The organism is Rhodanobacter sp. UC4451_H18, assembly GCF_052978225.1.
This window is the reverse complement of sequence record NZ_CM129663.1, coordinates 1,556,573-1,569,138: the sequence shown is the minus strand read 5'-3', so window position 1 is coordinate 1,569,138 and position 12,566 is coordinate 1,556,573. Positions and strand designations below refer to the sequence as shown.

General features: G+C 66.3%; 13 protein-coding genes. 4 read left to right on the top strand and 9 right to left on the bottom strand.

From position 1 onward, the window contains the following. Nucleotides 1-6: 6 nt before the first annotated feature. From ACVCMG_RS07240 to ACVCMG_RS07230, 3 genes are all read right to left on the bottom strand, one after another. Nucleotides 7-444 carry a universal stress protein gene (locus ACVCMG_RS07240; RefSeq protein WP_136257612.1) on the bottom strand — a complete coding sequence of 146 codons (438 nt, stop codon included), beginning with the start codon at nt 442-444 and terminating at the stop codon, nt 7-9. Between the two features lie 25 nt (nt 445-469). Beyond that, complete coding sequence (locus tag ACVCMG_RS07235) at nt 470-1,231, bottom strand: glucose 1-dehydrogenase (RefSeq protein ID WP_447105594.1); 762 nt, start codon at nt 1,229-1,231, stop codon at nt 470-472. A 108-nt stretch (nt 1,232-1,339) separates the two neighbouring features. Next, nucleotides 1,340-2,458 carry a PLP-dependent cysteine synthase family protein gene (locus ACVCMG_RS07230; protein WP_447105595.1) on the bottom strand — a complete coding sequence of 373 codons (1,119 nt, stop codon included), beginning with the start codon at nt 2,456-2,458 and terminating at the stop codon, nt 1,340-1,342. Nucleotides 2,459-2,699: 241 nt separating this feature from the next. On the opposite strand from ACVCMG_RS07230, the gene ACVCMG_RS07225 reads away from it, so the two are divergent. Together ACVCMG_RS07225 and tpx are read left to right on the top strand one after the other, a co-directional pair. Continuing rightward, a complete protein-coding gene (locus ACVCMG_RS07225; RefSeq protein WP_447105596.1) occupies nt 2,700-3,137 on the top strand; it encodes a CopD family copper resistance protein in 438 nt (145 codons plus the stop codon). Between the two features lie 25 nt (nt 3,138-3,162). After that, on the top strand, nt 3,163-3,663 hold the full coding sequence (gene tpx, locus ACVCMG_RS07220) for a thiol peroxidase (protein ID WP_395116444.1): 501 nt from the start codon (nt 3,163-3,165) through the stop codon (nt 3,661-3,663). A gap of 90 nt (nt 3,664-3,753) precedes the next feature. On the opposite strand, the gene ACVCMG_RS07215 is transcribed toward tpx, so the two are convergent. Both ACVCMG_RS07215 and azu read right to left on the bottom strand, forming a co-directional pair. Next, on the bottom strand, nt 3,754-4,161 hold the full coding sequence (locus tag ACVCMG_RS07215; RefSeq protein WP_447105597.1) for a group III truncated hemoglobin: 408 nt from the start codon (nt 4,159-4,161) through the stop codon (nt 3,754-3,756). Nucleotides 4,162-4,249: 88 nt separating this feature from the next. Then, nucleotides 4,250-4,696 (bottom strand): azurin, encoded by a 447-nt coding sequence (gene azu, locus ACVCMG_RS07210; protein ID WP_395116448.1) that lies wholly within the window; start codon nt 4,694-4,696, stop codon nt 4,250-4,252. Between the two features lie 141 nt (nt 4,697-4,837). Between azu and fdxA the strand changes: the two genes are divergently transcribed. After that, entirely contained in the window at nt 4,838-5,161 is a 324-nt protein-coding gene (gene fdxA, locus ACVCMG_RS07205; RefSeq protein ID WP_447107184.1) for a ferredoxin FdxA, read from the top strand. A 465-nt stretch (nt 5,162-5,626) separates the two neighbouring features. Here the strand turns inward: fdxA and katG are convergent, their stop codons facing one another. The 3 genes from katG to ACVCMG_RS07190 form a co-directional block, all read right to left on the bottom strand. Continuing rightward, nucleotides 5,627-7,816 (bottom strand): catalase/peroxidase HPI, encoded by a 2,190-nt coding sequence (gene katG, locus ACVCMG_RS07200; protein ID WP_447115241.1) that lies wholly within the window; start codon nt 7,814-7,816, stop codon nt 5,627-5,629. Nucleotides 7,817-8,033: 217 nt separating this feature from the next. Beyond that, complete coding sequence (locus tag ACVCMG_RS07195) at nt 8,034-9,377, bottom strand: Nramp family divalent metal transporter (RefSeq protein ID WP_447115240.1); 1,344 nt, start codon at nt 9,375-9,377, stop codon at nt 8,034-8,036. Between the two features lie 138 nt (nt 9,378-9,515). After that, on the bottom strand, nt 9,516-10,028 hold the full coding sequence (locus tag ACVCMG_RS07190; RefSeq protein ID WP_447105600.1) for a Dps family protein: 513 nt from the start codon (nt 10,026-10,028) through the stop codon (nt 9,516-9,518). Between the two features lie 90 nt (nt 10,029-10,118). Here ACVCMG_RS07190 and ACVCMG_RS07185 point away from each other — a divergent pair, with 90 nt between their 5' ends. Continuing rightward, on the top strand, nt 10,119-11,117 hold the full coding sequence (locus tag ACVCMG_RS07185) for a LysR substrate-binding domain-containing protein (protein WP_447105601.1): 999 nt from the start codon (nt 10,119-10,121) through the stop codon (nt 11,115-11,117). 338 nt (nt 11,118-11,455) lie between these two features. On the opposite strand, the gene gap is transcribed toward ACVCMG_RS07185, so the two are convergent. Then, on the bottom strand, nt 11,456-12,457 hold the full coding sequence (gene gap / locus ACVCMG_RS07180) for a type I glyceraldehyde-3-phosphate dehydrogenase (protein ID WP_447115239.1): 1,002 nt from the start codon (nt 12,455-12,457) through the stop codon (nt 11,456-11,458). Nucleotides 12,458-12,566 lie beyond the last annotated feature (109 nt).

The window sequence follows — 12,566 nt, the reverse complement described above, 5'->3', positions numbered from 1 at the left end:
CGTCGCTCAGCGGCACACCAGTACCGGCAAATCGCCGTTGAGGATCACCTTGTGCGTTTCGCTGCCCAGCAGCAGGCGGTCGAAGCCACGCCAGCCGTGCGAGGCCATCACGATCAGGTCGCACTGCTGCTTGCGGGCGGCCCCGACGATGGCCGAATAGGGGCGCGCGTCGATCTCGTGGCTGCCCTCGCAGGGAACGCCGGCGGCTTTCGCGCGCTGGCGCACGTCGGCCAGGTAGCGTTCGGCATTGGCGATGGCTTCGCGGGTGTAGCCCGGTTCGTTGGCCACGACGAACTCGGCGAAGTAGACCGAGGCAGGGAACGGCGCGATGACGTGGAACGCGTACACGCGAGCGCCCAGCCTGGCGGCCAGTTCGATGCCGGTGTCGACCGCGCGCAGCGACAGCTCGGAGCCGTCGGTGGGCAGCAAAATGTGCTTGAACATGGTGGATTCCTCCAGCGGGGGATGGTCAGCGGCAGGTGTAGCCGCCATCGATGACCAGCTCGCTGCCGGTCACGAATTTCGCTTCCTCGGACGCGAGATAGACTACGCCCCAGGCGATGTCGTCGGGCTCGCCCATGTGGCCCAGCGGGTGCAGTGCGCCGACCTCGCGCCGGTGCGCGGCGGGGTCGCCGCCCATCGAGGCGATATGCTGTTCCACCATCGGCGTCCAGATGAAACCGGGGTGGATCGAGTTGACGCGGATGCGATCGGGCGCATACAGCACCGCGTCGGTCTTGCTCATCAGCCGCACCGCACCTTTGGACGCGTGGTAGGGCGGTGAATCCGGCGCGCCGACCAGGCCGTAGATCGACGACAGGTTGATGATGCTGCCGCCGCCGGCCGCGCGCAGCGGCGCGATCGCGTGCTTGATGCAGAAGAACACGCCCTTCACGTTGATCGCCTGCACCCGGTCCCACTCGGCTTCGGTGATTTCGTGGGTCGGCTTGTTCGCGCCGGCGATGCCGGCGTTGTTGACCAGGACGTCCAGACGTCCAAACGCGGCGACCGTGCCGGCTATCGCCGCGGCCACCTCGGCCTCTACCGCCACGTCGGCGTGGAAATAGCGCGCGCCCTCGCCGAGTTCCGCGGCCAGCTGCTGGCCCGGTCCGTCGTGCATGTCGACCAGCGCCACTTTCGCGCCGGCTTCCAGCAGCCGGCGCGCGCAGGCGGCGCCGATGCCCACGGCGGCGCCGGTCACCAGTGCCACCTTGCCGCTCAGTCTGCCCATCGCCGTGTCTCCCGTGAAATATGGAAGCCAGCATGGGCCGGCTGCGGGTGGCCGGTGTTGACCATGGTCAAATCGGCCCGGCGGTGCCTGCGGCGGATTGGCGCGGCGTCAGGCGGAGGCTGCCCGGCGCAGCGGTGCGCAGCCGGTCTCGATGCTGTGGCGCAGCGACGCTTCGCTGTGCGAGCGGTCGATGCCATGCGCGGTCAACCAGTGCGGGTCGAACAGGGTTTCGGCGTAGCGCTCGCCGCGATCGCACAGGAGGCTGACGATGCTGCCGCGCTGGCCTTCGGCGCGCATCGTGGCCGCCAGGGTCAGGCAGGCGACGAAGTTGGTGCCCGAGGAGCCGCCGTAGCGATGCCCGAACAGCTCGCCGAGCAGCCACGCGCCGGCGATGGAGGCTTCGTCCGGCACGCCGATCACGTGGTCCACCACTTCGAACACGAAGCCCGGCTCGACCCGCGGCCGGCCGATGCCTTCGATCAGGGTGGGGCGGCTGGCCACGGCGCTGCGGTCGTTGTTTTGCCAGCCGCACACGAAACCGCTGCCGACGGGGTCGGCGATGCACAGCCGCGTGTGCAGGCGGCGATAACGCAGATAGCGGCCGATCGTGGCCGAGGTGCCGCCGGTGCCTGCGCCGCAGACGATCCAGTGCGGCTCGGGCGAGCGTTCGCGGGCGAGCTGGCCGATGATCGACTCGGCGATGTTGTTGTTGCCGCGCCAGTCGGTGGCGCGCTCGGCCAGGCCGAACTGATCCAGGTGACAGGCGCCGCGCGCCGCGTGCTCGGCGGCGCGCGCATGCACCTTGGCGGGGTCGTCCACCAGGTCGACCTCGCCGCCCAGCGCCTGCACGTCGCGGATTTTCCCCGGCGCGGTGCACGCCGGCATCACCGCGACGAAACGCAGGCCGAGCAGGCGCGCGAACCAGGCCTCGGAGATCGCGGTGCTGCCGGAGGAGGCGTCGACCACCGTCTGGTCCGGGCCGAGCCGGCCGTTGCACAGCGCGTACAGGTACAGCGAGCGCGCCAGCCGGTGCTTGAGGCTGCCGCTGGGATGGCTCGCCTCGTCCTTGAAGTAGAAGTCGATGCCGTGGAAGCCGGGGAAGTTGAGTTTCAGCAGGTGCGTATCGGCCGAGCGCGCGGCTTCCTGGGCCAGGCACTCGAGCGCTTCGTGGACCCAACGCCGCCCGGCGTGGCGCAACGGATGGATGAGGGGGGCGACACTGTTCACGCGGAGCCTCGACTTGCCACGGGTGGCGAAAGAACGCGAATGCCGGCAATCGGCAGGGGACATGCTCGCGGCGGCGCGCGGCGGCGGCCCTGATGCAGGTCAACCGCGATGGCGGCGACGCGGGGCGGATTGTCACAGACCGTGCAGCGGCTGCGCCGCCGGTACCGGTTGATGCAGGTCATGGCCGGCGCCGCTTGGGCGGCGGATGCTGGGCGTTGGTTTTTTCTCATGGCCAACGCGCATGCTTGCCTGGTATCCGTGGATCGTTCTGCTGCACCTGGCCTGCGCCATCGTGTTCGTCGGTGCGGTGGCGTTCGAGGTGATCGTGGTGGAGTCGCTGCACAAGCACTTCGACATCGTCACCATGCAGCGCATCGAGCAGGCGGTGATGGCGCGGGTGCGGCGCTACATGCCGGTGGTGGTAGTGCTGCTGTTCGCCAGCGGCTTCATGCTGTTCGACATCCGCTGCGACGGCTTTGCCTGCATCGGCTCGCGCTTCGGCAACTGGCTGCTGCTCAAGGTGGTACTGGCGTTTGGCGTACTGGGCGTGTTCGTCAACGCGATGTGGGCGATGCGCCACGGCAAAATGGACGTCTGCCGGTTCAAGCACACCCACCGCATCGTGCTGGCGCTGATGGTCGGCATCGTGTTTCTGGCCAAGACCATGTTCTACTTGTAGCCTTTCACAAAGCAGGAGTCGCACCATGTCCACAGTTACCCTCCACGGCAAGCCGGTTCGCGTCGACGGCAGCTTTCCCGCGGTCGGCGCGGCCGCACCGGCGTTTTCGCTGGTGGCGGGCGACCTTTCCGACGCCGGGCTGTCGCGTTTCGCCGGCAAGCGCAAGGTGCTCAACATCTTCCCCAGCGTCGACACGCCGACCTGCGCGGCCTCGGTGCGCCACTTCAACGAGGCCGCGGGCAAGCTCGACAACACCGTGGTGCTGTGCATTTCCGCCGACCTGCCGTTTGCGCAGAAGCGGTTTTGCGGCGCGGAAGGGCTGGACCAGGTGGTCAACCTGTCGATGATGCGCGGCCGCGCATTCCTCGCCGATTACGGCGTGGCGATCGCCGACGGCCCGCTGGCCGGCCTTGCCGCCCGGGCAGTGGTGGTGCTGGACGAGCACGACAAGGTGCTGCACACCGAGCTGGTGGGCGAGATCGGCGACGAGCCGGATTACGCCGCCGCGCTGAAAGCGCTGGGCTGAGCAGAGCCTTCGATTGCCCCGTGCGCGCAGGGCGGGCAATGCCCGCCCTGCGCTACTGCAATGGCCTTGCGCGAATCGGGGTGTGGCCGATCAGCGATGGATACCGATCACAGGCACGCCGAACGGCTTCGCTTCGGGGTGCAGGCCCAGGCCGTACTTCAGGCTGCGGCCGATGCGCTGGGCGTACTCCAGCATGTGCTCGGCGTGGACCGGATCGAGTTCCTCGCCGCAGGTTTCACGCCACAGTGCCAGCCAGCGATCGAAATGCTCGGCGCGGATCGGGTGCGGGCGGTGTGCTGCCATCGGGTTGCCGCGATAGCTGCCCGCACGCAGCGCCACCGAACACCAGAACGAGGTCAGCAGGCGCTTGTGCTCGTCCCAGTCGTGCACGGCTGCATTGAACACCGGGCCGATCTCCGGATCGCGCCGCACCTTCTCGTAGAAGTGGTCGACCAGCGTGGCGATGGCGGTTTCGTTGAAGGGCTCGGCTGGGTTCATGTCGGGGCAGGGTGCACGAAACGGACGCGTGACGCAGAAAAGGCGCACCCGGCCATCTCGGCCGGGCGCGCTGCCGTTGCGGCAAAGCTTACTTGCCGAGGCTCAGCGTGCCCTTCATCAGGGCGGCATGGCCGGGGAAGGTGCAGAAGAACGCGTACTGCTCGCCGGCCTTGAGCTTGGCCACGTTGATCGTGGCGGTGTCGCTCTCGCCGGCGCCGATCAGCTTGGTGTGGGCGATGATGCGGCTGTCACCGGGCTTCTCGTAGCTGTTGGCCGCGCCGGCCTTCATGCCGTCGGCGACCACGCCGGCTTCATCCGAGGCGTGCGACAGCACCCAGTTGTGGCCCATCGCGGTGACCGGCAGCTTGCCGGTGTGCTTGAGCGTGACCTTGAAGGTCTTGCAGGTACTCGGCACGGTGATGGTCTTCTTGTTGAACTGCATCGCATCGCTGCCCTCGATGGTGGTGGCGCACTCGGCAGCCATCAACGGAGTGGAGAGCAGCCCGAGCAGGGCAACGGCAATCAGTTTGCGCATGGTGTCGCTCCTTGGGGAAGATGAGGAATCGGAAGGATTCTGCGTGGGCGGCGACCGTGGCACACTGATCTGGATCATGGTCACGGCAGCAGTTGCCGCGGACACTGTAGTTACCGCGGCGAGGCTGCGGAAGGAGGCATGATGACGCACGTCGTCACCGACAACTGCATCAACTGCAAGCACACCGATTGCGTCGAGGTGTGCCCGGTCGACTGCTTCCATGCCGGCCCGAATTTCCTGGTGATCGATCCGGACGAGTGCATCGACTGCACCTTGTGCGTGGAGGAGTGTCCGGTGGGCGCGATCTTCCCCGAGCTGGACGTACCGGCCGGGCAGGAGATCTTCATGTCGATCAACGCCGAACTGGCGCAGGAGTGGCCGGTGCTGACCAGCAAGATCGCCGCGATGGAAGACGCCGCGAAGTGGGATGGCGTGCCGAACAAGCGTCCCTTGCTCGAGCGCTGAGGCGACCGAGGTCGAGGATTGGTCGGGCACCGGCCAGGCATCAAGGAAGGGTGTCCGGATTCAAGTGTTGGTTCCGGGGTGGGTTGGTGCCGTGCTCTTCGTTATGAAAACCGGATTGAAATGTGGGATGGCGGCGCACCGTGCTGACTTGAAAACTGGATTTCGCTGTGGGGGAAGCCGTTGAATGATCTGCTCGGCTTGGAGAAGTTGTGCGCGATGCGCGTGCACGAAAGCGAAGGGGAATGCGCAATCGAGGCTGAGCGGACGGCTGTAGTACCCGCTTGTTCTAACTAAGGCCGATTCTGGGTCGCCTGTACAGACACGACGCGCGAACGCAGTCGTTCCAAAGTACCCCGATGCGTGAGATGCCGATTCCTACAGAGCAAATCGCCGTGGCGCCTTGCGGTGCCTTGGCGATCAAGGGATGCCACGGGGCGTGAACCCCGTGGCATTGCCGGAACAGCCCTACGCGAGTTCGAAGCGGTCCGCGTTCATCACCTTGTTCCAAGCCGCGACGAAGTCCTCGACGAACTTGCCGTGCGCATCGTCCTGCCCGTAGACCTCCGCGATCGCACGCAACTGCGAGTTCGAGCCGAACACCAGATCCGCACGGCTGGCAGTCCACTTGACCTTGCCGGTCTTGCGGTCGCGGACTTCGAATGCTTCCTTGGCGTCCGAGATGGGCTCCCACTCGTTGTTCATGTCGAGCAGGTTGACGAAGAAATCGTTCGTCAGCGACCCGACGCGATTGGTGAACACGCCGTGCTCGCTGCCGCCGTAATTGGCGCCCAGCACCCGCAATCCACCAACCAGCACCGTCATTTCCGGCGCGGACAGGTTCAGAAGCTGCGCCTTGTCGACCAGGAAGGCTTCAGTGGCGATCTCCTTGAACTTGTCGCTGCGGTAGTTGCGGAAGCCGTCGGCGATCGGTTCGAGCGCGGCGAAGGACTCGACATCGGTCTGTTCCTGCGTTGCATCCATGCGGCCCGGTGTGAACGGTACCTCCAGCGGGTGGCCGGCGTCCTTCGCGGCTTTCTCGACGGCCGCGCAACCGCCCAGCACGATCAAGTCGGCAAATGATACCTGCTTGCCGGCGGGCGCCATCTTGTTGAAGTCCGCCCTGATGCCTTCCAACGTCTGCAACACCTTCGCCAGTTGCCCCGGCTGGTTGACCTCCCAGTCTCGTTGCGGCGCAAGACGGATGCGCGCACCATTGGCACCGCCGCGCTTGTCCGAACCACGGAAGGTCGAGGCCGCGGACCAGGCGGTGTACACCAGTTCCCGCACCGACAGATCCGACCCCAGCAGCCGCTTCTTGATCGCACTGATTTCGTGGTCGCCGATCAGCTTGTGGTTGACCTTGGGAATCGGGTCCTGCCAGATCAGGTCTTCGGCTGGCACTTCCGGACCGATGTAGCGCGCCTTCGGGCCCATGTCGCGGTGGGTGAGCTTGAACCAGCCGCGGGCAAAGGCATCGGCGAACTCTTCCGGATGTTTGTGGAAATGACGGGAGACCTTCTCGTATTCCGGGTCGTAGCGCAGCGCCATGTCGGCGTCGGTCATCATGATCGGCACTCTTTTGGTGGCGTTGTGTGCGGCGGGCGCCATGTTGCGGTCGGTGTTCTGTTTCGGCACCCACTGCTTGGCGCCGGCGGGGCTCGTGGCCTGCACCCATTCATTGCCGAACAGCACGTCGAAGTAACTCATGTCCCACGTGGTCGGCGTGGGCGTCCACGAGCCTTCGAGGCCGCTGCCGATCGCATCATCGCCCTTGCCGCTGCGGAAGGTGCTTTGCCAGCCGAGGCCCTGGGCCTCGAGGCCGGCCGCTTCCGGCGCGGGCCCGACGTGGGTTGCACTGCCGGCGCCATGGGTCTTGCCGAAGGTATGCCCGCCGGCGGTGATCGCCACGGTTTCATAATCGTTCATCGCCATGCGCGCGAAGGTTTCGCGCACTTCCTTGGCGGTCTGCAATGGATCCTGATTGCCACCCGGGCCTTCGGGATTCACATAGATCAGGCCCATCTGCACGGCCGCCAGCGGGTTCTCCAGATCGTTGCGGCTGTTGCGCTTGTCGTCCATCCACTCCTTTTCCGAGCCCCAGTACACCGACTCGTCGGGCTCGTACACGTCGGCGCGCCCGCCGCCGAAGCCGAAGGTCTTGAAGCCCATCGTCTCCAGGCCGCAGTTGCCGGCCAGCACGATCAGGTCGGCCCACGACAGCTGGTTGCCATACTTTTTCTTGATCGGCCACAGCAAGCGGCGCGCGCGATCGAGCAGCACGTTGTCGGGCCAACTGTTGAGCGGCGCGAAGCGCTGCTGGCCCATGCCGGCGCCGCCACGGCCATCGCCGGTGCGGTAGGTACCCGCCGCGTGCCAGGCCATGCGCAAGAACAGCGGGCCGTAGTTGCCGTAGTCGGCCGGCCACCAGTCCTGCGATTCGGTCATCAGCGCGAGGAGGTCCTTCTTGAGCGCCTTGTAGTCGATCTTCCTGAAGGCTTCGGCGTAGTTGAACGACGGCCCCATGGGGCTGGTCGCCGGCGCGTACTGGTGCAGGATCTTGAGGTTCAATTGATTGGGCCACCATTCGCGGTTGGACTTCACTTCACTTGCCGCGGCGGTGGGTTGGGCAAACGGACATTTCGGTTGGGCGGACATGGTTTACTTCCTCGGACCAGGGGTTGTCCCTTTCGGGATTCCACTGTGCGCGCCCTGGCCTGATATTCCCAAGACATTGTCTGTATGAATTTGATAACCTCGCCTTATGACCACAAACCGATCAACGACGCCGCGGCGACGGGCTGGCGCCAAGCGTTGCCCAGTGCCGACATGCCTCCACTTTTCCAGGTCGCACGGATAGCGCCGGCGGGCCACCCTACATGGCGAAGCCGGGGATCGGCACGCCGGCGGCAGCGAGCAGGAGCGCGCCGTTCAGCCCCAGCACGATGGCGGCGCCGGCCGCGGCGGTGAGCCGCAGCGGCCAGCCGATCGCGAACTCGCCCATCACCGCGCGGCGCGAGGCAAACCACAGCAGCGCCAGTATCGGCACCGGCAGGGCCACCGACAGCACCACCTGGCTGAGCACCAGCGCGCGGGTGGCATCGACGCCCCAGGCGACGACGGCGAACGCCGGCAGCATCGTCACCGCGCGCCGCAGCCAGATCGGGATGCGCCGGTGCACGAAGCCCTGCATGATGAGCTGCCCGGCCATCGTTCCGACCACCGAGCTGGAAATGCCCGATGCGATCAGGGACACCAGGAACGCGCTCGCCGCAAGACTGCCCAGGAGCGGCGTGAGCGAATGATAGGCGGTCTCGATCCGGTCCACGTCGGGGTGGCCGAGATGGAAGGCCGCGGCGGCCATGATCACCATCGCCATGTTGACCATCCCGGCGACGCCGAGCGCGCCTGCCACTTCGAGGTTGGAATAGTGCAGCAGCTTGCGCTTCTCGGCCGGCGTCGCCAGCGGCACACGTTCCGCCGCGAGGCCGGAGTGCAGGAACAGCGCGTGCGGCATGATGGTCGCGCCGATGATGCCGACTGCGATCACCAGGGCGCCGAGATCGGCCAGCTTCGGCGTCACCATCCCCCGGCCCGCCGCCGCCCAGTCGACCGGCGCGATGAACACCTCGAGCAGATAGCACAGGCTGATGACGACGACGAAGCTGCCGATCATCCTCTCCATCGGCCGGAATCCGTGGCTGCCCAGCACCAGGAGCAGGTAGGTGACGATGGCCGTCAGCAGCATGGCCCAGACCAGCGGCAGCCCGGACAGCAGCGCGAAGCCCAGCGCGCCGCCGAGAAACTCGGCGAGGTCGGTCGCCATCGCCGCGACTTCGGAGATCAGCCACATGGCCCAGACCAGCCGGCGCGGCAGCCGGTCGCGGCTCACCTCGGCCAGGTTCCTGCCGGTGGCGATGCCCAGCCGCGCCGACAGCGCCTGGAACAGCATCGCGATCAGATTGGCGGCGATGACGACCCACAGCAGGCTGAAACCGTAACGCGCGCCGGCCTGGATGTTGGTCGCATAGTTGCCCGGGTCGAGGTAGGCAATCGAGGCGATCACCGCCGGGCCGAGAAACAGCAGCCGCGAGCGCAGCCCGCCGCGACCGGCGAGCGCGCTGCGGATGCGCGCCGAGGTGCGGGCGTTCGACGCCGTGTCCGGCGCGGCGGCGGCCGGCGCGAAAGCGCCGCGGATCGCATGTTCCAGCGCGGTCATGGTTCAAGGCCCGGCAAGGCTTGCACCCGTCCCGCGCGCGTCACGCGTGATCGGAATAGCCCGGATCTTGCACCCGGATCCACACGCCGCCGCGCAACCACGAGCCGGCCTTGGCGTGCGTGTCTGGCCCGCACGGCATCACTTCTCCAGCAGCGCGCGCAGCATCCATGCCGTCTTTTCGTGCGCCGCGAGGCGCTGGGTCAGCAGGTCGGCCGTGGCCTCGTCGCCCGCCTGGTCGGCGCGCGGAAAAAGTTCGCGCGCGGTGCGCGCCACCGACTCGTGGCCTTCAACCAGGATGCGCACCATGTCGAGCGCTTTCGGCGGTTCGGCGGGCACGTCGGGCAGTGACGACAGTTTGCTGAAGTCCGCATAGGACCCGGGCGCCACATGGCCCAGCGCGCGGATGCGTTCGGCGATCTGGTCGACCGTCGCCCAAAGCTCGGTGTACTGCGCCATGAACATCTCGTGCAGGGTGTTGAACATCGGGCCGGTGACGTTCCAGTGGAAGTTGTGGGTGGTCAGGTACAGTGTGTAGGTGTCGGCCAACAGGCGCGACAGGCCTTCGGCGATGGCGGCACGCTGGACCTCGCCGATGCCCATGTCGATGCGCGGCGCAGCGCCGATGGCCGAGGGTTTGAGATGAGCGGACATGATGTTTCCTCCTCTTTCGCGCCTCCACTGTGCGCGCCCTGGGCTGATATTCCCAAGACATTGTCTGTATGAATTTGATAACCTTGCCTTATGGAAATCGTTTCGCATCACCTGACCCTGCGGCAACTCCAGTACGCGGTTGCCGTCGCCGATTCGCTCAGCTTCCGCAAGGCCGCCGAGGGCTGTTTCGTCTCGCAGCCGGCGCTGAGTGCGCAGCTCGCGCAAATGGAGCAGGCACTGGGCGTACGGCTGTTCGAACGCGATCGGCGGCGCGTCATCCTCACCGGCCCCGGGCGGGAAATCATCGAACGCGCCCGGCTCATCCTGCGTGAAACCGGTGACCTCGAGGTGCTCGCGCAGCGCTCTGCCGATCCGCTTTCAGGCACCTTGCGCATCGGGGTCATCCCGACCGTTTCGCCGTACCTGCTGCCGCGCCTGAACACCGCGCTGCGCAAGACCTACCGGCGCCTGACCCTGCTCTGGACCGAAGAGAAGACCGCGCTGCTGGTGCAGCGCCTCGAAGAGGGTTCGCTCGATGCCGCGCTGCTGGCGCTCGAAGCCGAGATCGGCGACGTCGAATACGAGACCATCGGCACGGATCCGTTTGTGCTGGCGACGCCTGTGGGCCACCTGCTTGGGGCGAAGAAGGGTCTCGCCAAACCCTCGGAGTTGAAGAACGAGTGCGTGCTCCTGCTCGATGACGGGCACTGCTTCCGCCAGCAATCGCTCGCGTTCTGCTCGAGTGCGCAAGCCCGCGAACTCGCGTTCCGGGCCACGAGCCTTTCGACACTGGCGCAGATGGTCGCGACGGGCACAGGCGTGACGCTGCTGCCCGAGCTTGCCGTCGCCACCGAGGCGAAACACGCCGCGCTCTCGATCCGGCGCTTTGTCGCGCCCGCGCCCAAACGGACCATCGGGCTCATCTGGCGCAAGCGCTCGCCGCTGGCCCCGGCGCTTCGGGAGATCGCGGCCACGGCGCGTGAGGCGTACGACCAAGCGGCGGTGCCGAGCACGGGCAAGAGGCGCTTGCGCAAACGGGAAACGTCGCGTCGAGCCAGTTCAACTTCCGCTGCGCAACGCGCCGAATGACGTGAGGACACCATGTGATCTGGTCTGGTTTCCGCAGCATCCGCTTCGTGCGGATGGTGCCCTATACGCACTTGTATGGTATGCCGGCCATTCGCTGTGAAGGTCACGTGGCTAGACAGCGAATTCCTCGTTGCCCGCAACGAGCCCCGGTTGGCACAGATTTCGTCGTCCGGTCTGGGAGGCTGTCGAAGCAAAGGTAGACTCAGGCCAGTTAGCTACACAGCCATGAATTCAAATGCCACCGTCGAACGCATTCCAACCTACAGTCAAATCCGGATGCCCGCGGAAAACCCGTGTCGGGCAGCCGGCACGGGTTCTCTGCGATGTGACGTGAGGCTTTACGCGGCGACCACGCGCACCATCTCCAGGCACTTGTTCGAGTAGCCCCACTCGTTGTCGTACCAGCTGACCAGCTTGACGAAGCTGTCGTCCAGCGCGATGCCGGCATCGGCGTCGAAGATCGAGGTGCGCGCGTCGCCGCGGAAGTCGGTGGCCACCACCTTGTCCTCCGTGTAGCCCAGGATGCCCCTGAGGGCGCCTTCGCTCTGCGCCTTCATCTCGGCCTTGATTTCCTCGTAGGTCGCAGGCTTCTCCAGCTCCACGGTGAGGTCGACCACCGACACGTCGGAGGTCGGCACGCGGAAGCTCATGCCGGTGAGTTTCTTGTTGAGCTCGGGGATCACCACGCCGACCGCCTTGGCCGCGCCGGTGGAGGACGGGATGATGTTCTCCAGGATGCCGCGGCCGCCGCGCCAGTCCTTGTTGCTGGGGCCGTCCACGGTTTTCTGGGTGGCGGTGGCGGCGTGCACCGTGGTCATCAGGCCGCGCTTGATGCCCCACTTGTCGTTGAGCACCTTGGCCACCGGCGCCAGGCAGTTGGTGGTGCAGCTGGCGTTGGAGATGATCGCTTCGCCCTTGTAGGTCTTGTCGTTGACGCCGTAGACGAACATCGGCGTGGCGTCCTTCGACGGCGCGGACAGGATCACCTTCTTCGCGCCGGCGTCGATGTGTTTCTGCGCCGATTCCTTGGTCAGGAACAGGCCGGTGGATTCGATCACCACTTCGGCGTTCACCTCGTTCCACTTCAGGTTGGCCGGGTCGCGCTCCTGGGTCAGACGGATGCGCTTGCCGTTGACCACCAGGTGGTTGCCGTCGACCTCCACGTCGCCATCGAAGCGGCCGTGCACGGAGTCGTGCTTCAGCATGTAGGCCAGGTAATCGGGCTCCAGCAGGTCGTTGATCGCCACGATCTCGATGTCGTTGCCGAAGTTCTCCACGGCGGCGCGCAGCACGTTGCGACCGATGCGGCCGAAGCCGTTGATGCCGACCTTGATGGTCATGAGGGAACGTCCTCCTGAAGGATGCCGCGAGCGCGGCGGAAAGAACGCCGATTTTACCGCCATTTCCGGGTGCCTGCCTGCCCCGCGGGCCGTGGTGCGCGCCGGCGGC